This is a genomic window from Caloramator sp. mosi_1, assembly GCF_028622835.1.
Lineage (GTDB): Bacteria > Bacillota > Clostridia > Clostridiales > Caloramatoraceae > Thermobrachium.
In genome coordinates, this window is record NZ_CP117677.1 from 203,931 (window position 1) to 226,735 (window position 22,805).

A 22,805-nucleotide genomic window follows, 5' to 3' on the forward strand; every position below is an offset into this window, starting at 1 on the left:
TCAGTTTTTAATTTATTTTTGGCTCTTTGTCAATAGTTGGGGCGGGCATTAGATTAGAATGCCTGTCCTTTCTTATTTGATAATGATTTTAGCAAGATAGATAGGATGAGGGAGTTTACCCTTAAAAATTGCACGACAAAAAGACCAACGATAGTTGGATTTCCTAAAATACAATATTTAACAGATTATTTATTACAACAATGAAGAATTCTATTCCTGAATCTATCAAAATTTCTATAGCCGAAGGCTATTCTTTTAATAACTTTGATTTTATTATTAAATCCTTCTATACAAGCATTTGTATAAGGAATATCAAAAGAATTACAAATCTCATTAAAATATCTGATATAGGTATTTGCACATCTTTTCAATTCATTGATACCACTATTTTGTGCAAGTTTAATCCAATCTTTTAAGAGGACACGAGCTTCGTTAGAAGAAGGTGAAGCATCAATAATACTCAATAACTTTTCCTTTAAAGTGTGGGCAATTGCTAATTCACTATTATAAGAAAACATAACTTGTAAAGCTAACTTTGAATCTGTATCAAGTAAGCCATATCTTTTTAAAATAAGCTTTTTACTTCTTTTAAAGTATTTTCTTAATTTAATTGATAGTTCTCTTTGGATACGTTTTCTTACCGCTTCTACTGCCCATATGACTTGTCTAATATAGTGAAATTTATCTATAACAATTACAGCATTTTTGAAATAAGTTTTAGCTAAATCAATATAGGGTTGCCACATATCACAAATAAAGTGTGTAACGCTATCGCGATTTTTAATTTTTCTAAAATAATCTATAAGAATATGCTCTTTTCTATCTTTAATAATGTCTAGTATTTTATGATTAACAGGATCGACTATTGCACAATGATATTTAGAACCACCAGAGTTACCTTTAAATTCATCTATAGATATTATTTTAGGTAAATTAGTAGGAGAAGAGTAAGATACATTATCAAAAATACGTTTTATAGTATCGATAGATAGATTAGTTTTTCTAGCAACTGATGTCATACTATATTCATTAGATAATTCATAAATTACAAACATAGCTAATCTATTAGTTATTCTATGATAACGAGGTAAAAATTCTATATGTTCATAAAATTTTTTGCCGCAGGCATTACAACGATATCTACGTTTTTTAAGAATGATAAAAGTATGTTTAAAGAATAAGGGTATGTCTTTAATACGCTGAATTCTATAATCGTGAACTCTTGTAACTTTGGAATTACAATTAGGGCAAGTACAAATTTTTTCTTAGTTTCTAAGTATATCTCAATGTACGTGTCATTATGAATAATCTTTTTATAATAACATCTTTAAAACCTAATAAATTTTTGATAGAATTATTAGTGTGCACTTGATGGATGCCTCCTTTCAGGTAAGGTTTTTGTTTGGTTATTTTAATTTTACCAGGTGTCTAATCAGGTGCACATATTTTTTGTAAAAAATATGCTGGGTCTACGCCCCAACATTTATTATAGAACCTATTTTTTTAGAGGAAGTTTTTTTACTTTTTTAAATTTTCTCCAACTATTAAAGTAGGTGGTTGCTTCTTTTCTATTGTATCAAGGGTTACGATGCATTTTGCAACATCATCCCTTGATGGAATATCAAACATTATATCAAGCATTATTTCTTCTATTATAGCTCTTAATCCTCTTGCACCTGTCTTTCTCTTTATTGCTTCATCTGCTATTTTATAAAGTGCTTCCTTTTCAAATTCAAGCTCAACACCATCTAATTCTAAAAGCTTTTGATATTGTTTTACAAGTGCATTTTTAGGTTCAGTTAGTATCCTTATTAAGGCTTCCTTATCAAGCTGATCAAGTGTAACCACAATAGGTACTCTACCTACAAACTCTGGTATCATACCAAACTTTAATAAGTCCTCTGGTAAAATATTTTTGAGAAGTTCTCCAACGTTCTTTTCTTGCTTACTCTTGATTTCCGCACCAAATCCCATTGAATTAGTGTGCATTCTCTTTTCTATAATCTTTTCTATACCATCAAATGCACCACCACAAATAAATAGTATATTAGTTGTGTCTATTTGTAAAAACTCTTGATGTGGATGCTTTCTTCCGCCTTGTGGTGGAACATTGGCTACTGTTCCTTCTAATATTTTAAGTAGTGCCTGTTGCACACCTTCACCAGATACATCCCTTGTTATTGAAGGATTATCTGACTTTCTTGCGATTTTATCGATTTCATCTATATAGATTATACCTTTTTCTGCTCTTTCTATATCGTAATCTGCATTCTGTATTAGCTTTAAAAGAATGTTTTCAACGTCTTCACCTACATATCCAGCTTCTGTTAAAGTTGTTGCATCTGCTATTGCGAAGGGTACATTTAAAAGCTTTGCTAATGTTTGAGCGAGCAGTGTTTTACCTGAACCTGTTGGTCCTAATAAAAGTATGTTACTCTTTTGTAGCTCAATATCCTTATTTTTTATCTTTGGCATATTTATTCTCTTATAATGGTTATACACAGCAACCGCCAAAGCTTTTTGCCTCATCTTGACCTATTACATATTGGTCTAAGTATTCTTTAATTTCCCTTGGTTTTGGTAAGTCTGTGTACTCCACCTCCTGCTCTTCAAATAGTTCTTCTTCTATTATTTCAGAGCAGAGTTCAATACACTCATCACAAATATACACACCTGGGCCTGCTATTAATCTTTTTACTTGTTCCTGTGTTTTCCCACAAAAGGAACATTTAAGTTGTTTCTTGTCATCTATTTTTGGCATTGTTACACCTCGCATTACTTACTCTTCTTAGTTATAACATCATCTATAATGCCATATGCCTTTGCTTCCTCTGCTGTCATAAAATAATCTCTTTCAGTATCTTGTTCTATCTTTTCAATTGGTTGACCTGTTCTTTCACTTAAAATTTGATTTAATCTCTTCTTAATTCTTAAAATGTGTTCAGCGTGAATTTTTATGTCTGTTGCCTGACCACGTGCACCACCAAGTGGTTGATGTATCATAATCTCACTGTTTGGAAGTGCAAATCTCTTTCCCTTCGCACCTGCTGCAAGTAAAATGCACCCATTGATGCTGCCATACCAACACATATTGTTGAAACATCTGGTTTTATATATTGCATTGTATCATATATAGCCATTCCGGATGTTATTTGTCCACCTGGGCTGTTTATGTACAAGTATATATCCTTATCTGGGTCTTCTGCCTCTAAAAATAGTAGTTGTGCAACAACTAAACTCGCAGTCTGATCATTTATTTCATCTGATAGAAAAATTATTCTTTCCTTTAAAAGCCTTGAATAAATGTCGTAAGACCTTTCACCCCTACTGGTTTGTTCAACAACAATTGGTACCAAACTCATATTCATAACCTCCTTTTAATGAAGGCTAGCATATGCTAGCCTTTTATATATTATTCTGTAACTTTACTATTGTTAACAAGAAATTCAACAACTTTATTGTTAACTATTTCTTCTTCAATCATATATCTTTCAGTCATTAAAATAGCATTCTTCATCTTTTCTACGTCATCCTTTGAGTACATCTTAGCAATTTCTTCTGCTCTATTTTCTACTTCTTCATTTGTAGCAGTTATATTTTCTGCCTTTGCTATTGCTTCTACAACAAGATTTATTTTTACTCTCTTCTTAGCAACTTCTTTGAAATCATTTCTTAATGTTTCCATTGTAATTCCAAGCATATCTACATAGCTATTTATATCCATTCCTTGATATCTTAATCTATAATCAAGGTCTTTAATCATATAGTCTATTTCGTGTTCCTATCATAACTTCTGGGATTTCAACCTCACAAGCATCTACTGCCTTTGTTAGAACTTCTTCTTCTAAATCTCTCTTTGCTCTTTCTTCATTTTCCTTTTCAAGTTTAGCCTTAATGTCCTTCTTTAATTCTTCTAATGTATTAAATTCTGAAACTTCACTTGCAAAGTCATCATCTAATTCTGGAAGTTGCTTAACTTTGATTTCCTTTATAGTAACCTTGAATAGAGCTGGTTTTCCCTTTAGTTCTTCTGCGTGATAGTCTTCTGGGAATGTAACATTAACGTCAACTGTTTCTCCAACCTTTGCACCAACAAGTTGATCTTCAAAACCTGGAATAAATGTTCCAGAACCTATAGTTAGGTTGTAGTTATCAGCCTTTCCTCCTGGGAATGCAACACCATCTACAAATCCCTCAAAATCAATAACTGCTATATCTCCATTTTCAACATTTCCTTCTTGTTTTGTTGTTAATCTTGCACTTTTTCCCTTAAAGCATTTAGTTCTGCTTCTAAATCTGCATCTGTAACAGCATATTCAATCTTCTTAACTTCTATTCCTTTATAATCTCCAAGTTTAACTTCTGGCTTTACAACAACTTCTGCAGTATATACAAAGTCTTCTCCCTTACCAATCTTTACAACATCTATTTCTGGTCTATCAACAGGTTCAATATTGTTTTCCTTTATTGCTACTGGATAAGTTTCATCTAATATGTAGTTAATTGCATCTTCGTAGAAAACACCTTCTCCATAGTATTTTTCTATAACTGCCTTTGGAGCCTTTCCTTTTCTGAATCCTGGAATATTAAACTTTGATGCATTCTTTCTGTAGGACTTTTCTACTGCTTCATTAAATTTTTCACTTGAAACTGTTATTTCAAGTTTTACCTTATTATTTTCCAATCTTTCTACCTTTGTATTCATTTTGCTTCCTCCTATCAACATTTTGTTCTACCTGTTGCTATATATAAACAGCCTTTTATTACAGTTTAACATTGTAATAATAACACAATTAAAAAATAAGTTCAATAGTGTCAAGTAATTATTTGACCATTAGAAAACCTTGCTATAACCTTATCCTCTGGTAATTTTACATTTTCTTCACTTAATACTTCCTCCTCTGCACTATTTAAAAGATTTATATCATAATATTTTGAAGCATTAAAAACTCTAAATCCTACACACCTTCCGTTTTTATCAAATACATCTACCATATCAAGTATTAAGGAGGCTGCTTCATCAAAATCATAGTCTCTTTTTATCTTGTTGGTATTGTCATCACAAGAAACACTCTCCTCTACATCCTCCATATCAAAGTATAAACTAACTATGTCGTGTACTCTGTCATAATAAACCTTCAAAATATCACCCACAATACAAAATATATTATCCCTTTACATTATATCCCATTATACATAAAATTTAAACAGTTTAATCTATTTTTTTATCCATATACTTTTTCCATCAGTTGTAAATTCCATATCTCCTACTTCATCTGTTCTAAAATATTTTATCCCTAATTTATTTAAAAGATAGATGACTTCTTTATGTGGATGCCCATAGCTGTTGTCTTTACCTACTGAAATTACCGCATATATAGGATTTACTTTTTTATAAATTGTACAGATGATGAGGATGAACTGCCGTGATGCCCTAATTTAATGACATCTGCTTTTACTTCATAGCCTTTTTTAATATTTCTCCCTCTGAGAGTTTTTCTGCATCACCCATAAGTAAAAAGCCTTTTCACCATATTTAACTCTTACTACAACCGAATAATTATTTAACTCTTCATAAAAATTATTATTTGGAGCTAAAAATTCAAACTCCACACCATCTATATTAAACTTAATTCCTGCCTTTGCAGTTTTTATTTTTAAATTTTTATTTTTTATTTCATCCATCATACTAATAAATGTTTTTGTATTTGTTGTCACCTTAGGTATATAAATTTCTTTTATATTATAATTTTTAATAACATCATCCATATTACCTATGTGGTCTTCGTGGGGATGTGTGGCTATTAAAACCTCTATATTCCTCTTTGTGTTTTTGTTGAGTTTATCTAAAAATTTTCCCTTTACACTATTTGAACCAGAATCTATTAATATATTTTTACCCTTAGGTGTTTTAATTAAAATCGAATCCCCTTGACCTACATCAAAAACTATAACCTTAAGCTGATTCTCTATTCTATTTGATTCCTCAACATTTACTTCAATACATCCTATAAGAAAAATAGTCAAAACTATAATTAAAGCATTTAAAATCCTCTTCAATGTTATACCTCCAAATTACTCAAATATTCAAAGCTTTTCTTTATTTCTTCAAAGTCCCTATAATTGTCCCTATAAACCTCAATAATATATTGACAATCCTTGTTTAAATTTTTAGTTTTATAAATTACATCTTTAAAATCATATAAACCATAGCCTGGTAGTAAACAGTCACAAAACTCATCAGAATCAGATATATGTACATTTACAACTCTACCTTCAAAAACGTTTAAATACTCATCTATACTCCTATTACTCCTTATTGCTTGCTTTACATCTAAAGTAAAATAAATTTCCTCCTTCATATTTTCCTTTACAGCCTTTATAAATTTAGGGTCGCTTCCCATACACCACGAAACATTTTCCCAAGCTATCTTTACATCATATTCATAGGCTATTTTACATAAATTATCCATAACCTTTGCAGTCCAAATTGCATCTTTAGTTTGATTATTATTTCTCTGTCCGTGAAATATATAATACCTTGCACCAAGCTTTTGCTGCACTACAGGCTAATCTAAACTTTGTTTCCATTTCCTGTCTTCTTCTTTCATAAACATCAAATAAAAAGGGTTCAAAGGTAGCAGGAAAAGGATGTATTGTATTTATATTTAAATTATACTTTTTATATTTTCATCTATTTTCCAAAGTATTTCATCCTTCATCTCAGACTCTGATTCAAAAACACCTCACAGAGTTTAAACCCCATTTTGTTGATGAGCTTAAGTGTATCTTCTGTTAAAACTTCTGGATAAAAGCAAGCTGTTGAAATACCAAAGTTCATAAAATCCTCCTAAAAATTTAATGTTTAAATGTATAATTCCCTAAATTAAAGGTAATATTAATTAATGTGATGAATAAGTTAAAAAGGCAATCCCAATCTCCTGTTTGTTAACTCCTGTTTCGTTCTGTTTTAATGCTGCCAAACCAATTTTAAAAGGGGTTGCCTTTTTATACAACCTTCTAAAATTAAGTTAACTACATAATATCTATTAAAAATCCTCTATGTAATATAGAGGATTTTTATTTTTATATTATTTTAACTCTTTAAGTCTATATTTTCCCTTTTCTAAAACAAATATTTTATTATCTGAAATTATTTTCAAAGCTTCTTTTCATCAAATCCATCATATTTTATTTTATTAATATCATAGGATAACTCACCTATTCTTACCAATCCAGAACCATTATAATCTGCAAACCAGATAAATATACCTCTTTTAGTTAAATTATATGGAAGCTTTGTAAGAAATACAACTTTACCATCAGATGTAAAGTGTGGTCTCTCTGCCCATATATAATCCTTATGTCTCTGAAGAATCCTTTCTTTTTCAAAGACATATTTAGACGTCTTAAGAGTCTTTAATGTTATATCTTGATATGTACCATCTATTGAATATACAATTATATTTTGGTTTTCTTTATCATCAAATACTACCTTTGTTCCGTCCTTTAAAATATCATAATCCACATTGAGTCCATCGGCCTTTACTTCTATGAATTTTTTATACCATTTTCATCTTTATATATTATTTTAAACTGTTTTTGTGTGTTAGAAATATAAGTATACTCCTTTAATGTTTCATCTACCTTATTTTCTTCATTTGATGTCTTAGTTTCTTCTTCTCTTTTGCTTTCTTTATTAACATTTATATCTTTGTTTATATCACTTTGTTCCTTTTAAAGAATTTTATCCTTCTGGAAATATTTATATCAATACCTCTTTTATTTAACTGATATTGTACGTAAAAAAGGTAGCAGAAATTATTATTAATATTATTAATATTATATTTATCCTTCTTCTTCTCATCTGTTCTTCATAGTTTCTACTAAAGATACTTGGTTTTCCCAAAGTTATCTCCTCCCTTTAATTGTTCCATCATATGCTATTATACCCTATTATGCAAATAAAAAAGCCTTCTTTTAATGAAGGCTTTTGGTGGGCCATCGGGGACTCGAACCCAGGACACCCTGATTAAGAGTCAGGTGCTCTACCAACTGAGCTAATGGCCCATATTTTGTATTCTTTCTGGTGCGCCCAGTAGGACTCGAACCTACGACCTCCAGATTCGAAGTCTGTAACTCTATCCAACTGAGCTATGGGCGCACGAATTCGCGCCATAATAAAAAATGGTGCGCCTTGAGAGATTCGAACTCCCGACACACGGCTTAGAAGGCCGTTGCTCTATCCAACTGAGCTAAAGGCGCATATTGGAGCGGGTGATGGGAATCGAACCCACACAACCAGCTTGGAAGGCTGGGACTCTACCATTGAGCTACACCCGCAGATTCTGGAGCGGGAAACGGGACTCGAACCCGCGGCATTCACCTTGGCAAGGTGACGCTCTACCAACTGAGCTATTCCCGCATATATGGTGCGGGCGGAGGGACTTGAACCCCCACGCACTGGGCACTAGATCCTAAGTCTAGCGCGTCTGCCAATTCCGCCACGCCCGCATATTATGGTGGGCCATCGGGGACTCGAACCCAGGACACCCTGATTAAGAGTCAGGTGCTCTACCAACTGAGCTAATGGCCCATATATATTAGCCTTACGGCTATGTAAACTGGTGAGCCACCGGGGAATCGAACCCCGGACACCAAGATTAAAAGTCTTGTGCTCTACCGACTGAGCTAGTGGCTCAAATGGCTGGGCAGGCTGGACTCGAACCAACGAATGCGGGAGTCAAAGTCCCGTGCCTTACCGACTTGGCGACTGCCCAACATAAATGGGGTGGATAGTGGGATTCGAACCCACGGCCTCAAGAGCCACAATCTTGCACTCTAACCAACTGAGCTATACCCACCATATGGTGCGCCTTAAGAGATTCGAACTCCTGACACACGGCTTAGAAGGCCGTTGCTCTATCCAACTGAGCTAAAGGCGCATATTGGAGCGGGTGATGGGAATCGAACCCACACAACCAGCTTGGAAGGCTGGGACTCTACCATTGAGCTACACCCGCAAGTGGTCGGGGTGACAGGGATTGAACCTGCGACCTCATGGTCCCAAACCACGCGCGCTCCCATCTGCGCCACACCCCGACTGACATAATAAAGTATAATACATAAAATTAATTTAGTCAATACCTTTTTTGATAGTATTTTTTACTCTATAGTAAATCTAATAGTATTGATTTCAATCTCTCCATCCTCTTTAATCTCAAGGAGCGCAGCACCAGGCATACCATCTCTTGGTCTTGATGTGCTTCCTGGATTTAAAAACAAAACATCTCCTTCTCTATCTATCCTTTGCACGTGGGTGTGTCCATATAAAACAATATCTACATTTTCCTCAAGTGCCTTTAAATAAAGCTTTAAAATATTATAGTAAACATCGTATCTATGGCCGTGTGTTAATAGAATCTTCTTTCCACAAACATCAATTACCTTTTCATATTTTACATCTTTACCATAATCATTATTTCCACAAATATATTCAATAGGCTTTTTATACTTTTCATTTATCTTCACTATATCATTGAAATGATCCCCAAGATGAATAATCATATCAAACTCCCTAATTTACTTAATGCTCTATCAAGGGAGTAAAGATTCCCGTGCGAATCACTGACCACTGCAATCTTCAATACAATTCCCCCTACGACTTTTTAGCAAAATAATCCCTTAAAAGCTCCTTTAAATTTTCTAATGCCCTTGCTCTGTGACTAATGCTATTCTTTTCTTTTTCTGAAAGCTCAGCAAAGGTTTTATTTAAGTCTGGAACAATAAACAGCGGATCATAACCAAATCCATTGTTTCCTCTTTTATATCTTGAAATAGTTCCTTCTACTGTTCCTACTGATTTTATTACTTCTCCATCTTTTGTTATCAAAATCATTGTGCAAACAAATCTTGCACCTCTATCCTTATCGTCTACATTCTCAAGAAGCTTTAGCAATTTTTCATTATTTTTATCATAATTACATTCTTCACCCGCAAACCTTGCAGAATAAACACCTGGAGCATTGTCTAATGCATATACCTCAAGCCCCGAATCATCCGCAAGAACTGCTTCACCTGTTAAATCGTAAATTGTTTTTGCCTTTTTATAAGCATTCTCCTCAAAGGTTTTTCCGTCCTCGACAATTTCAACCTCTATCCCTGCCTCTTTCAAAGATACTGTTTCTATTCCTAAAGGTTTTAATATTTCTTTTATTTCTTGAACTTTATGACTATTGTTGCTGGCTACTATTAATCTCATCTTCAGTCTCCCTTCTTTCGCCTATTCTTAAACCATCATAACCTAAGACCTTCTTTTGTAATAAAAATATTTCATTAAGTCCACCCTCTGCAAGCTCCAATAACTTTGTAAGCTCGTCCTTAGAAAATGGCCTATCTTCACCAGTTCCCTGGATTTCTATGTACTCATTCTTATCTGTCATAACGACATTCATATCAACCTTTGCACTTGAATCTTCTAAATAACATAAATCTATCATAGGTATATCATCCACAATACCAACACTTATTGCTGCAACATAATTTTTGATAGGATAAACCTCAAAATTTACTTCTTTATCAAGTTTATTTACAGCATCAACAAGTGCAATAAAGGAACCTGTTATTGAAGCTGTTCTTGTACCTCCATCAGCCTGTATAACATCGCAATCTATCCATATAGTTCTCTCTCCAATTGCCTTAAGATCAACAACCGAACGTAATGCTCTACCTATTAATCTTTGTATTTCGACAGTTCTTCCATCTAACTTACCCTTACTGGACTCCCTTGGTTTACGTGTTTGGGTTGACCTTGGAAGCATACCATACTCACAGGTAATCCATCCTTCTCCTGTTCCCTTTAAAAATGGTGGAACTTTATCTTCAAAGGAAGCAGTACAAATAACTTTTGTATCCCCAAACTCAACTAATACAGACCCCTCTGCATATTTAGTATAGTTTCTTGTTATCTTTATATCTCTCATTTGATTATACTCTCTTCCATCAACTCTCATATATTTTCCTCCTTAATTATAGCTTTATAAATCTCGTCTGAATATGGTTGTGTTAATCTTTCTATGGCATTATTTGATTCTAAAATTCTATCATATTCAATAATTTTCCCAACAACCTCTGCATTAATACCATTTTCTTTAAGTTTTGCACAAAGGCCTACCCCGTCTTTACAAGTTATAACCATACTTCCACTTGAAATCAACTTATATGCATCTATATTAAATATTTTACATATTTCAATAGTTTCCTTAAGTACAGGAATATTTTCCTTTATAACATATATTCCTTTATTTGAAGCCTCTGCTATCTCCCAGATAGCCCCCAGAACTCCTCCTTCTGTAACATCGTGCATAGCTGATACTCCATATTGTGATGCAATTTCTGCTACCTTAACTACACTTATATCCTTTAGCAAGTTCTTAGCCCTTTCAATTGTATCTCTGTCTAATCTATCCTTTAAATATTCTTCATATTCGTGGGCTAATATACTTGTTCCCTCAAGACCTGCATAGCCAGTTAATATTACGTCATCTCCCACCTCAGCTCCACCTGTTTTAACAAATCTCTCCTTTTTACCCTTACCAACCGCAGTAACAGATATTACAATTCTATTCACAGCATCTGTTACCTCTGTATGTCCTCCTAATACATCAACTCCATACCTATTACAGGTTTCATTTATTTCTTCAATAATTCTCTTAATATTATCAAGCGATTCTGTTGGTGGAATAAGAAGAGTAATAAGCACCCCTAATGGTTTGATTCCTGATGAAGCAATATCATTTAAATTTATATTTACAGCAAGTGCACCTATGTTTTTAGTTGCCGCTGTTATAGGGTCTGTAGTAAAAACACATACATCCTCCCCAAAACTTACTGCTGCACAATCCTCCCTAAACTTGGCCCAACTAAAACATCCTCATTTTTTATTTCAAACTTATCAAGTATTATTTCCTTTAAGATGTCATTGGGTAACTTACCAATATCCATAAAATCCCCTCCTAACTATCTTCTATAATTATACATTTTCTTTATGAAAATTTACAATTATTTTTTAACTTGTATTCGGCAAGTAATGCCGAAAGACATTGGAATTAAAGGATTTTTGTTCAAAAATTAAAAGAAATCATCCCTTTTAAGTGTTAAAATATAATTGCAAAACTAAAACACAAAAGGGTGATTTCTATGGATAGTTTACAACAAAATCAAAAAATTTAAAGAAGAAAATTAGATTTTTGAACATGAAAGCAAAATTTAATGATACCAAAGTTACTTCTGTAGCAACTTTTTCTTATGTGGAATCCTTTAAACAAATAATAGGATTACCAACTATTTTAGAAAAAGGCGTAACCTATAAGAAGGCCGCTAATTCTACTTTTAATACTGCAGAAATTATAGAATACATGATTGATGCAAATATTCTTGGTTTCTCAAGATTTATGCACATTGAAACATTAAGAAATGATGAAGGATATAAAAAGTTTAAAGGTGTAGATAAATTACCCAGTGAAAAAGTATGTAGAGATCTCTTAAAAGCTTTACCAACAGAAACTTTAGAAGAATTAAGAACTATAAATAAAAAATACTTGACTTAAAGTCTTCAACTGAAGATGTACGCGAGGTTTGTATTAATATTGATGATACTGTTATAACTATCTTTGGTAATCAAGAAAAATCAGGAATAGGATATAATCCAAGGTACAATGGAAGACCATCATTTAAAGAAAAAGTTGGGTTTATTTCAGGAACTGATGAATTACTTAACATTACTCTTGAAAATGGTAGACACCATAGTAATTATAAATTTTTAGATTTCTTTAAGAGTTGTGTAAACCAGCTTCCTTCAAGATATATTCTTAAAAGAGTTAGACTTGATAGAGGTTTTTTGATGAAGAAAACTTTTTATATTTTGAAGATAATGGAATAGAATATGTTGTTAAATGTAAAATGTATTCTACTGTTAAAATGATAATAGATTTTATAAATAATAATCCAAAGGATTATATATGGCACGATATAAGTTCTACTTTATCTGTTACAGAAATTACAGTTCCATTGCCTAAATGGCAAAGAGCAAGAAGATTTGTGATTATAAGAGAAAAAATTATTCCAAAAAATATGAATCAGTTAATGTTCGAAGAATGTAAATATAAATATCAAGCAATAGTAACAAATATAAATTATTTAACACCTGAAGAAATATTTCAAGATTATAATCAACGATGTGATGTTGAAAATAATATAGATGAAATAAAAGAAGGCTATGCCTTTAGCGAAAATAGTTTAGTAAATCATAAATGCAATGAATTGTACCTTTTAATAAAAATGATAGCATATAACATTCATAACTGGTTTAAACAAGCAATCATGCCTAAGGAAGTACAACATCATGAAATTAGTACATTAAGAAGAATATTTTATAGAGTTTGTGGTAATGTTTGCGGCAGCAAATATTATAGATATTTAAGTTTTTCAAATAATTGCTTATTAGAAAAAATCATTACTCATATTCAAAAACAAATACATATTTTTAGTAGAAAAATGATAACAGTTTATACTTAATAGTAAAATAAAAACAATAAATTCCCTTAAAAATCCAAATGTTATTTGGGTTTATTAAGTATACTCAAAAAAGACCTAACGGTATAAAATATCATAATAAATGTAAATTTATTCATAAAGAAAACAAAAATGGCAAGTAGAAACTTTTTTAAAATTTACTTGCCGAATTCAAGTTTAAAATATAGTCACTTAACCTGTCCACTACTCATATTATATTTACTAAAGAATACAAACTGGTGGTGTATTAATGGAGGAAAATATAACTCTAATACAACAAATAAACAGCATATATAAAGAACTAAAAAGTTCAGCGAAGTTAATATACTTAACACTTGCATCTTATCAGGCTGTGGAATATTACTGAAGGAAGATGATAAAACAATAGAAAAAATATATAAACATTCTAATGACAATCTGCACGAACTATTTGACAACGCTATACCCATTCAATGTATTTATAAAAAAGCAAAACCAATTTTTATGACGCCAACCGACGAATATGTAAACTTAGGCATATATATGTGGGATATATCAAGTTTTAATAAAGTTGTAAAAGTTGAGGCCCAGTGCTATTCTATTTTATCTATGCTTAAATTAGCAGAAATATATAGAGAATCACATCCTAACCTTTCTAAGCTGCTTATTTACTACTCCTCCTTGTTCTATGATTTTCTAATTAGTTTTATGCGAGATGAAGCTGGACTTTTTATCGACATTAAAAATAAAACTAAAAATAGTGATGATAAAATCAGTATTAAGCCTAATAAATCAAAGGTTAAACTATCGGATCAGCTTTTAGTTTATTATAGTCTACTCTATTTAAATAAAATGTATAATGACGAAATATACAAAAGGTATGCAAAGGAGCTAAACATCGAAAGATATAAAGCTGAAATAAATAGCATTTTTAATTTTATATCTGAATCAATTGAAACTGCATTATCCCTTTCATCCAGAGAACTTTCGCAATTTATTACCATATTATATGGATGTTATAAAATAGATACAGAACTCGAACGTATAGAAATGTATAATGAATTTATAGCTCTTTTTAGTGATGAAATAATAAATAGAATAAAAGCCAATGGAGAGGTAGAAAAGGGGAAAACAATTTTGAACCAGTTTCCTTCTATACTAATCTTAGATGTGCAAATGCCCTTATTGAAGGATATTTAGTTACCAAAATTGAAAAGTTTTTAGATTGTGCAAACAAAATAATAAGATATATTTCATCTTACTATAACAGCGACCTGTCTCTTTATATACGCGATTATGATAACAAGATAAGCATATCAATTAGAGACATTGCAGAAACATTTAAACTATTTAACTATATGTATTTAATTAATAAAGACACCGAGTCTCTATATAAGCTAACAAAAACATACTATAACGTTATAAAGGTTTCAGGCATAATGCAAAATGATATGCTGATTACAGACGGCATTGAAGACTTATTTGAAAATATGAAAATAAGCACAAAGCCACCAGTCTTTTAAAAAGCTTAAGACTAAACCCTAAAAACAATATGCAGATAAAGGCATCTAAATATGTCAATAATCAATATTCTTTATATAGCTCTTATATCTTCTTAAATTTAGAACAACCTACTGATTAAAAAAGTTTATTCTGTAACATACTAAAGTTAAGGAGGGGATTATTTATGACAAATATTAACTGTTCAGCTAATTGTGTACACGAAAAAAATGGGAAATGTACGCTTAGCCATATTAGTGTTATTGTAAATGCTATAGGACACGGCACCGACTGTGCCTACTACACACCAAGAAAAGAAACTCCTCCTGAAAAATAAAAAGCCCACTTTACGTGGGCTTTTAAATTACTTTGAACATATGCCTTGTCAAAGTATACGAAGCCAAGTGGTGACTTATGAACATCCTTTACATAGTCCTTCATACATACAACGTTTACATAGTAGTAAATTGGGATTATTGGCATATCATTCATTAGTATGTCTTCTGCTTCGTGTAGTAATTGAATTCTCTTAACTGGATCTGTTTCTCTCTTTGCTGCATCTATCTTCTTATCATATTCTGGGTTGTTGTATCCTGCATCGTTTTGTCCGCTCTTTGATGTCCACATATCAAGGAATGTCATTGGGTCAGTATAGTCACCTATCCAACCGTGTCTTGCAATTAGATATTCTTTCTTATTTCTTGTTGATTGGAATACCTTCCATTCTTGGTTAGCAAGTTCAACTTCTATTCCTAAATTTTCCTTCCACATTGCTTGAATAGCTTGAGCTATATTTTGGTGTCCTGCACTTGTATTGTACATTACAGTAATCTTTGGGAATCCCTTTCCATCTGCATAACCTGCTTCAGCAAGAAGTCTCTTTGCTTCTTGTACATCTGCTTCAGCCTTGTAATAATCCTTATTCTTGAAGTCCTTACCATCTGCCATTACAATACCACTTGGTACAAATGATGTTGCAGGTTCTTGACCAGCCTTTGTAACAGTTTCAATTAATGCCTTTCTATCTATAGCAAGTGCAAGTGCCTTTCTAACTCTAACATCCTTTAGAGCCTTAGCTGCTGCTGGATCAATATTGTTAGCCTTGTCTGTTAGGTTAATTACATAGAAATATGTTCCAAGATATGGATATTTCTTTGCAACTCCTTGGCTTAATAATGTTGGTATTTGTTGTGTTGGTGGTGATTCTATGAAATCTAATTCTCCTTGTTGGAATGAAGTTAGTGCTGTATTTTGGTCGTCAATCATTCTGATTTCTATTCTATCTAACTTAACATTTGCTGCATCAAAATAGTTTGGATTCTTTTCAAGAACTATTGCTTCTTTTATCTTCCATTCCTTTAATTTGAATGGACCATTTCCTATGTATGTCTCTGGCTTAGTAGCCCATTTTTCCTTATCAGCTTCTACTATATCCTTTCTTATTGGCATATAAGTTGGGAATGCAGTAAGTGATAAGAAATATGGTGTTGGGTATTCAAGAGTTACTTCAAGAGTATAATCATCTAATGCCTTAACTCCTACATCTTCAGCCTTTGCATTACCTGTGTTGTATGCTTCACCATTCTTTATATAATATAACTGATAAGCATATTCTGCTGCTGTTTCTGGATCAAGTGCTCTCTTCCAAGAATATTCAAAATCCTTAGCTGTAACTGGCTTTCCATCTGACCACTTAACATCTTTTCTTAGATAGAACTTATAAGTTAATCCATCTGTTGAAACTTCCCACTTTTCAGCAACACCTGGAGCTGGTTGATCTTTGTCATCAAGTCTTGTTAACCCAACAAATGTGTTAACAATTATAGTTGCACCATCTACGGCACTGTTTAATGTTGGGTCAAGTGTCTTTGGTTCTGAACCAATGTTGTACCTGATCACTTGTTCTGTCTTCTTTTCGCCTTCTTTGCCTGACTTAGCACAGCCTGCAAGCAGTGATACTGAAAGCACAGCTGTCATTGCTAAAGTCAAAAACTTAGCTGCTTTCTTCCTTAACATCTCAATTCCTCCCCTTTAATATAGTTTAATATAATTTTATTATGTTTCGGCAGCTTTTATGCTGCCGAAATTATCAATATAAATGACAGGCAACAAAATGTCCTCCACCCATATCCTTAAATACAGGTTCTTGTTCACTACATATTGGCTTTGCATATCTACATCTATTTTTAAACCTACATCCAGGTGGTGGGTCGATTGGTGATGGGATTTCTCCCTCTAAAACTATTCTCTTTTTCTTTGCTGATTCATCTGGATCTGGGATAGGTATTGCTGAAAGCAACGCCTGCGTATATGGATGTAATGGCTTAGTATAAAGTTCATTACTTTCTGCAAGTTCAACTAATTTTCCAAGATACATAACCCCAACTCTATTTGAAATATGCTTAACCATTGATAAATCGTGTGCAATAAATAGGTATGTTAAACCTAAATCTGATTGTAAGTCCTCAAGCATATTTACAACTTGTGCTTGAATTGAAACGTCAAGTGCTGAAATTGGCTCGTCACATATTATAAATTCTGGTTGAACTGCAAGAGCTCTTGCTATTCCTATTCTTTGTCTTTGGCCACCTGAGAATTCGTGGGGATATCTGCTTGCGTGCTCGCTGTTTAGCCCTACTCTATTTAATAAGTATTGTATTCTCTCTTCCCTTTCTTTTGCCCCCATCAATTTGTGAATGTCTATTGCTTCACCAATTATATCTCCTACTGTCATTCTTGGGTCCAGTGATGCATAAGGATCTTGGAATATCATCTGCATCTTTTTCTATATTCAAGCATTTGTTTTTCATTAAACTTCGCGATGTCTACACCATCATAAATTATTTTTCCATCCGTTGGTTCATAAAGCTTTATTATTGTTCTACCGCAGGTAGTTTTACCACAGCCTGATTCACCAACAAGCCCCAATGTTTCTCCCTTATTTATTGTAAAAGAAACATTATCAACTGCCTTTAAATAGTGAGAAGTTTTATTAAATAAACCCTTTTTTATAGGAAAATATTTTTTTAAATTTTTTATCTCTAAAAGAGGCTTATTCATTATAGGTCCCCCTTCTTATAGGTGCTTCAACCTTTGGTGCATCCTTGTGATTTAACCAGCACGCTGCCTTATGTCCTTCTCCAATTTCAAATAAAGGAGGCCTTTGTGTCATACAAATTCTCATTGCATATTGACATCTTGGGGCAAATGGACAACCTGCAGGTGGCTTTAATAAATCTGGTGGTTGACCATCAATTGGCTTTAGTCTTTCCTTAACTAAATTCTTTGGATTTGGAACACTATTTAATAGTCCCCAAGTATATGGGTGTTTTGGATTATAGAATATATCCCTTGTTGAACCTGTCTCTGCAATAAGTCCACCATACATAACATTTATTCTGCTGCAAAGGTCTGCTACAACTCCAAGGTCGTGAGTTATTAATATAATAGATGTATTAATTTTTGTTTTAGATCCTTCATAAGTTCCAAGATTTGAGCTTGTATTGTAACATCAAGAGCTGTTGTTGGCTCATCTGCAATTAGAAGCTTTGGTTCACAAGCAAGAGCCATTGCAATCATAACTCTTTGTCTCATACCACCAGAAAACTCGTGTGGATATTGACTCATTCTGCTCTTTGGACTTGGTATACCAACAAGTTCTAACATATGAACAGCTCTGTCAAAGGCTTGTTGCTTTGACATTTTCTTATGCTTTATAAGTGGTTCCATCAATTGGTCACCAATTGTTAAAACTGGGTTTAATGATGTCATAGGGTCTTGGAATATCATTCCTATTTCATTTCCTCTAACCCTTTGCATCTCATTCTCAGGAAGCTTTGCTAAATCCTTTCCTTCAAATAGAATTTCACCTTCAACAATCTTTCCATTATCAGCTAAAAGCCTCATAACAGACATCATTGTTATACTTTTTCCACTACCTGATTCTCCAACTATACCTATCGCTTCACCTTTATCTAAATGAAAACTTACTCCTCTTACAGCCTGAACTTCTCCAACGTGTGTAAAGAAAGAAGTCCTTAGATTTTTATTTCAAGCAATCTTTCCATTATGTTACCCCTAACTACTTACGCATCTTTGGATCAAGAGCATCTCTTAAACCATCTCCAAGGAAATTAAAAGCAAGTATTGTAAGTGAAATTGCAAGTGCTGGGAACAATAATTGATAAGGATATATTGATAATCCTTCCAATGCCTCTGATGCCAATGTTCCCCAAGATGCCTTTGGAACAGAAACTCCAAGACCTATAAAACTTAGGAAGGATTCTGTAAATATTGCTGATGGCACTGATAGCGTAAGTGTTACTATTATTGGTCCCATACTATTTGGAATTAAATGTCTAAGTAATATTCTTGCATTACTTGCACCTAATGTTCTTGCTGCAAGTACAAACTCCTGTTGCTTTAATGAAAGAATTTGTGCCCTAACTATTCTTGCCATTGATAACCAATATGCTATTGCAAGAGCAACAAGAATACTTCCTAATCCAGGTTTAAAAATAAGCATAAGTAGAATAACGTATATCATCATTGGAATTGAATATAGTATGTCTACAATTCTCATCATTATTAGGTCTACTTTTCCTCCAAAGTAACCTGAAATACCTCCATATAAAACTCCTATTACAAGGTTTAAAACACTTGCTGCATAACCTACAGTTAAAGATATTCTTGCACCATAAAGAACTCTTACAAAAATATCTCTACCAAACATATCTGTTCCAAACCAAAACTTTGAGCTTGGAGGTTGATTGGAATATTTATAATTTTGAGTTGCATAGTCTATTCCTCTAAATATCTTTACAAGTGGTGGTCCTACTATAGCAAGAAGTGTAATAAATAAAACAAAATATAACCCAAACATTGCAAGTTTATTTTGTTTTAGTCTTCTCAAACATCTTGCCAATATGTTTCACTTGGTCTTACTATTGTATTTAAATCCTTTTCACTTTCAGGAACTCTTTCGAACATTTCCTTAGTTATATCCATCTATATCACCCCTTATGCCTCTAGTTTAATTCTTGGGTCTATTACCGCATATAATAAATCTACTATTAAGTTACAAATTACAAGAAGGGTGCTGTAGAAAATTGTTGTACCCATAATTAACATAAAATCTCTATTACCTATACTTGTTACGAACTCTCTACCAAGTCCAGGTATTGCAAAAATCTTTTCAATAACGAAACTACCTGTTAAAACACCAGCTACAAGTGGTCCAAGATAAGTTACTACTGGAATAAGTGCATTTCTTAAAGCGTGTTTATATATAACAACATTTCTTGAAAGTCCCTTTGCCTTTGCTGTTCTAATATAGTCTTGTCTAATAACATCAAGTAAGCTTGAACGAGTAAGTCTTGCTATAAAAGATAATGAATATCCACTTAAAGCAAGTGCAGGTAGTATCATATACTTTGGCCCTGAAAATCCAGATGATGGTAGCAAACGTAATTTAACTGAAAATACATACATAAGCAATGTTGCTATAACAAAACTTGGAACTGTAACCCCTAATGTTGCAATAACCATAACTAATCTGTCCTGCCATTTACCTTGATTTAGAGCTGCAACAACTCCTAAATAAATTCCTAAAATTAGTGAGAAAATTATCGAAACTGCACCTAACTTTGCTGAAGCAGGGAATGAATATGCTATCATTTCATTAACTGTTCTACCTTCATACTTTAGAGTAGGTCCTAAATCTCCCTACTTAAATTCTTTAGATACATCACATATTGCTCATAAAGCGGCTTATTTAATCCATACTTTGCTTCAAGATTTGCTTTTATTTGTGGTGGTAGTGGCTTATCACTATCAAAAGGTCCACCTGGTAGTGCGTGCATTAAGAAAAATGTTGCAGTAAGAACTACAAATAGTGTAATAACGCTGGCAACCAGTCTCTTGATGATGTAGTTAATCATTCTTCTCTGCTCCTTAAAATAATGTTCCCCCTTTAGGTTAAACAGATTTTAAATAAATATTAAACTAAAACCTAAAAAAATCAATTAAATTTTTGTGTATTGCGACACTTGAAACTGAAATATATTTAAATTTCTTTTGTAATTTTATTATACTACACTTTTTCATATTCTCCTTCTAAGATTTTCTTGGTATTTTATACCTTTTTATAGCTTATGACATTTTATGAAACATATTATTGCACATAAATTATTTTTATGCAATATTTTTGTTGATTTTAATTTTTTAAATGTATATTTATACTTTTTAATAACATTTTAATTTTTATTAATTTCATTTTACTTTTGTAAATTTTTTTAATAATTAATCAGATTCCATAAAGCTCTCTATTTTATTTCTGAATATTGTTTATTTTCTGTTTATTGGTGCTCTTTGGAGTTAGATATTTTATTGTGCAAGATATATATCATATTGATAGAGCATTTTTAAACAATGTTATAAATACTATATCTGTTAAATTGCTTTTTGTGCTTTATTGCTTAATCAGACTAAAGTTTTATTACTTTCCCTACAACTGTATTATGTTTAAAAAATATTTTTAATACTATTTTTAACTTCTATTGCTGCTAAATATTTATATTATAGATGTTATAACAATTTTATTTCTTTTTATTTAATATTTAAAATTTACACTCTATTTTAATATATTAACTAAAATTAATATCAAAAACATTAATTTTTATCCATCCCACAAAAATTATACTTTTAATTTAAAGTTGAAATTTTTGTCGATTATGATTTCTAAATTAATAACATTTTTCTACACATAAAAGAAGGCATTTTAAAATGCCTTCTTTAAAATTTATTTAACTAAGTGACACGCCACATGATGTTCGTTTCCAATGTTCTTTAATTCTGGCGTCTCCTTGAAACATCTATCCTGTGCCATCCAACATCTCTTAGCAAATCTACATCCTTCTGGTGGATTTATAGGTGATGTAATTTCACCCTTTAATAAAATTCTTTCCCTCTTATGCTTAATGCTTGGTACAGGTATTGCTGATAGTAGTGCCTTTGTATAAGGATGTAATGGATTTTTGAATAACTCCTTTGATGATGCAAGCTCAACAACTTGTCCTAAATACATAACTGCTATATTATCTGATATATGCTTAACAACAGATAAATCGTGGGTAATAAACATATAAGTTAGTCCCAGTTCTTCTTGTAAATCCTGCATTAGGTTTAATATTTGTGCCTGTATTGAAACATCAAGAGCTGAAACCGGCTCATCGCAAACTATAAACTTTGGATTTAATGCTAAAGCTCTTGCAATACCTATTCTTTGTCTTCTACCACCATCTAACTCGTGAGGATAAGTATTATAGAGTCTCTCTGCAAGCCCAACTGTTTCCATAAGCTGAGCAACTCTCTCATCTAACTCTTTTTACTTTTAACAAGCTTGTGTATTTTTAATGGTTCTGCTATTATTTCACTAACTGTCATTCTTGGGTTTAATGAAGCATATGGATCTTGAAAGACAATTTGCATTTCCTTTCTTAGATCCCTTAGCTGATTCTTATTAAACTTTCTTATATCTTTTCCTTCAAACAATATTTCTCCTTCAGTTGCTTCTATTAATCTTAAAACAACTCTACCTGTTGTTGATTTTCCACAACCTGATTCTCCAACAACACCTAAAGTTTCTCCTCTATTTATTGAAAAATTAACATTATCAACAGCGTGTAAAAACCATCCTTAACCTTAAAATACTTTTTAAGGTTTTTCACCTCTAATAACTTATCAGCCATCTGTTG

13 protein-coding genes, 13 tRNA genes and 9 pseudogenes are annotated in these 22,805 nt (G+C 32.3%); 3 read left to right on the top strand and 32 right to left on the bottom strand.

Going from position 1 to position 22,805, the window contains the following annotated elements:
- Nucleotides 1-185: 185 nt before the first annotated feature.
- From PL321_RS01445 to PL321_RS01570, 26 genes and pseudogenes are all read right to left on the bottom strand, one after another.
- Nucleotides 186-1,259 carry an ISL3 family transposase gene (locus PL321_RS01445; RefSeq protein ID WP_273964333.1) on the bottom strand — a complete coding sequence of 358 codons (1,074 nt, stop codon included), beginning with the start codon at nucleotides 1,257-1,259 and terminating at the stop codon, nucleotides 186-188.
- 259 nt (nucleotides 1,260-1,518) lie between these two features.
- Nucleotides 1,519-2,761: pseudogene (gene clpX / locus PL321_RS01450) on the bottom strand (ATP-dependent Clp protease ATP-binding subunit ClpX).
- A gap of 14 nt (nucleotides 2,762-2,775) precedes the next feature.
- Nucleotides 2,776-3,362: pseudogene (clpP, locus tag PL321_RS01455) on the bottom strand (ATP-dependent Clp endopeptidase proteolytic subunit ClpP).
- 50 nt (nucleotides 3,363-3,412) lie between these two features.
- Nucleotides 3,413-4,705 (bottom strand): annotated as a pseudogene (gene tig, locus PL321_RS01460) (trigger factor).
- A 110-nt stretch (nucleotides 4,706-4,815) separates the two neighbouring features.
- Entirely contained in the window at nucleotides 4,816-5,142 is a 327-nt protein-coding gene (locus PL321_RS01465) for a hypothetical protein (protein ID WP_273963228.1), read from the bottom strand.
- 330 nt (nucleotides 5,143-5,472) lie between these two features.
- Entirely contained in the window at nucleotides 5,473-6,060 is a 588-nt protein-coding gene (locus PL321_RS01470) for an MBL fold metallo-hydrolase (RefSeq protein ID WP_273963229.1), read from the bottom strand.
- A 2-nt stretch (nucleotides 6,061-6,062) separates the two neighbouring features.
- Nucleotides 6,063-6,563, bottom strand: coding sequence for a sugar phosphate isomerase/epimerase family protein (locus PL321_RS01475; RefSeq protein WP_273963230.1), 501 nt, complete (start codon nucleotides 6,561-6,563; stop codon nucleotides 6,063-6,065).
- 596 nt (nucleotides 6,564-7,159) lie between these two features.
- The gene (locus PL321_RS01480; protein WP_273963231.1) at nucleotides 7,160-7,528 is read right to left on the bottom strand and encodes a hypothetical protein; all 369 of its coding nucleotides are present in this window, start codon (nucleotides 7,526-7,528) and stop codon (nucleotides 7,160-7,162) included.
- Between the two features lie 258 nt (nucleotides 7,529-7,786).
- Entirely contained in the window at nucleotides 7,787-7,909 is a 123-nt protein-coding gene (locus PL321_RS01485) for a hypothetical protein (protein WP_273963232.1), read from the bottom strand.
- Between the two features lie 85 nt (nucleotides 7,910-7,994).
- Nucleotides 7,995-8,070, bottom strand: a tRNA-Lys gene (locus PL321_RS01490).
- Nucleotides 8,071-8,087: 17 nt separating this feature from the next.
- Nucleotides 8,088-8,164 (bottom strand) — tRNA-Arg (locus PL321_RS01495).
- Nucleotides 8,165-8,188: 24 nt separating this feature from the next.
- Nucleotides 8,189-8,265, bottom strand: a tRNA-Arg gene (locus PL321_RS01500).
- Nucleotides 8,266-8,269: 4 nt separating this feature from the next.
- Nucleotides 8,270-8,343: transfer RNA gene (locus tag PL321_RS01505), tRNA-Gly, on the bottom strand.
- 6 nt (nucleotides 8,344-8,349) lie between these two features.
- A tRNA-Gly gene (locus PL321_RS01510) sits at nucleotides 8,350-8,425 on the bottom strand.
- A gap of 5 nt (nucleotides 8,426-8,430) precedes the next feature.
- Nucleotides 8,431-8,514 (bottom strand) — tRNA-Leu (locus PL321_RS01515).
- Between the two features lie 6 nt (nucleotides 8,515-8,520).
- Nucleotides 8,521-8,596, bottom strand: a tRNA-Lys gene (locus PL321_RS01520).
- 29 nt (nucleotides 8,597-8,625) lie between these two features.
- Nucleotides 8,626-8,701 (bottom strand) — tRNA-Lys (locus PL321_RS01525).
- Nucleotides 8,702-8,704: 3 nt separating this feature from the next.
- Nucleotides 8,705-8,780: transfer RNA gene (locus tag PL321_RS01530), tRNA-Gln, on the bottom strand.
- Nucleotides 8,781-8,787: 7 nt separating this feature from the next.
- Nucleotides 8,788-8,864: transfer RNA gene (locus PL321_RS01535), tRNA-His, on the bottom strand.
- Nucleotides 8,865-8,868: 4 nt separating this feature from the next.
- Nucleotides 8,869-8,945 (bottom strand) — tRNA-Arg (locus tag PL321_RS01540).
- 4 nt (nucleotides 8,946-8,949) lie between these two features.
- A tRNA-Gly gene (locus PL321_RS01545) sits at nucleotides 8,950-9,023 on the bottom strand.
- A gap of 3 nt (nucleotides 9,024-9,026) precedes the next feature.
- A tRNA-Pro gene (locus PL321_RS01550) sits at nucleotides 9,027-9,102 on the bottom strand.
- Nucleotides 9,103-9,165: 63 nt separating this feature from the next.
- Complete coding sequence (locus PL321_RS01555) at nucleotides 9,166-9,567, bottom strand: YfcE family phosphodiesterase (protein WP_273963233.1); 402 nt, start codon at nucleotides 9,565-9,567, stop codon at nucleotides 9,166-9,168.
- 91 nt (nucleotides 9,568-9,658) lie between these two features.
- Complete coding sequence (locus PL321_RS01560) at nucleotides 9,659-10,261, bottom strand: XTP/dITP diphosphatase (protein WP_273963234.1); 603 nt, start codon at nucleotides 10,259-10,261, stop codon at nucleotides 9,659-9,661.
- On the bottom strand, nucleotides 10,233-11,012 hold the full coding sequence (rph, locus tag PL321_RS01565; RefSeq protein ID WP_273963235.1) for a ribonuclease PH: 780 nt from the start codon (nucleotides 11,010-11,012) through the stop codon (nucleotides 10,233-10,235). Before rph ends, PL321_RS01560 begins: the two co-directional genes overlap by 29 nt.
- Nucleotides 11,009-11,848 (bottom strand): AIR synthase family protein, encoded by an 840-nt coding sequence (locus PL321_RS01570; RefSeq protein ID WP_273964334.1) that lies wholly within the window; start codon nucleotides 11,846-11,848, stop codon nucleotides 11,009-11,011. The genes rph and PL321_RS01570 overlap by 4 nt, the downstream gene beginning before the upstream one ends.
- A gap of 391 nt (nucleotides 11,849-12,239) precedes the next feature.
- Between PL321_RS01570 and PL321_RS01575 the strand changes: the two are divergent.
- The 3 genes and pseudogenes from PL321_RS01575 to PL321_RS01585 all read left to right on the top strand — a co-directional run bounded on the left by PL321_RS01575 (nucleotide 12,240) and on the right by PL321_RS01585 (nucleotide 15,388).
- Nucleotides 12,240-13,575 (top strand): annotated as a pseudogene (locus PL321_RS01575) (IS1380 family transposase).
- 480 nt (nucleotides 13,576-14,055) lie between these two features.
- Nucleotides 14,056-14,751 carry a hypothetical protein gene (locus tag PL321_RS01580; protein ID WP_273963236.1) on the top strand — a complete coding sequence of 232 codons (696 nt, stop codon included), beginning with the start codon at nucleotides 14,056-14,058 and terminating at the stop codon, nucleotides 14,749-14,751.
- A 487-nt stretch (nucleotides 14,752-15,238) separates the two neighbouring features.
- The gene (locus tag PL321_RS01585) at nucleotides 15,239-15,388 is read left to right on the top strand and encodes a hypothetical protein (protein ID WP_027308599.1); all 150 of its coding nucleotides are present in this window, start codon (nucleotides 15,239-15,241) and stop codon (nucleotides 15,386-15,388) included.
- On the opposite strand, the gene PL321_RS01590 is transcribed toward PL321_RS01585, so the two are convergent.
- The 6 genes and pseudogenes from PL321_RS01590 to PL321_RS01615 all read right to left on the bottom strand — a co-directional run bounded on the left by PL321_RS01590 (nucleotide 15,352) and on the right by PL321_RS01615 (nucleotide 22,799).
- Nucleotides 15,352-17,067 (bottom strand): peptide ABC transporter substrate-binding protein, encoded by a 1,716-nt coding sequence (locus PL321_RS01590; RefSeq protein ID WP_273963238.1) that lies wholly within the window; start codon nucleotides 17,065-17,067, stop codon nucleotides 15,352-15,354. The two genes, PL321_RS01585 and PL321_RS01590, sit on opposite strands and share 37 nt — an antisense overlap.
- A 73-nt stretch (nucleotides 17,068-17,140) precedes the next feature.
- Nucleotides 17,141-18,111: pseudogene (locus PL321_RS01595) on the bottom strand (ABC transporter ATP-binding protein).
- Nucleotides 18,104-19,118: pseudogene (locus tag PL321_RS01600) on the bottom strand (ABC transporter ATP-binding protein). Before PL321_RS01600 ends, PL321_RS01595 begins: the two co-directional pseudogenes overlap by 8 nt.
- Before the next feature lie 14 nt (nucleotides 19,119-19,132).
- Nucleotides 19,133-20,058, bottom strand: a pseudogene (locus PL321_RS01605) (ABC transporter permease).
- Between the two features lie 12 nt (nucleotides 20,059-20,070).
- A pseudogene (locus PL321_RS01610) lies at nucleotides 20,071-20,990 on the bottom strand (ABC transporter permease).
- Between the two features lie 860 nt (nucleotides 20,991-21,850).
- Nucleotides 21,851-22,799 (bottom strand): annotated as a pseudogene (locus tag PL321_RS01615) (ABC transporter ATP-binding protein).
- Nucleotides 22,800-22,805 lie beyond the last annotated feature (6 nt).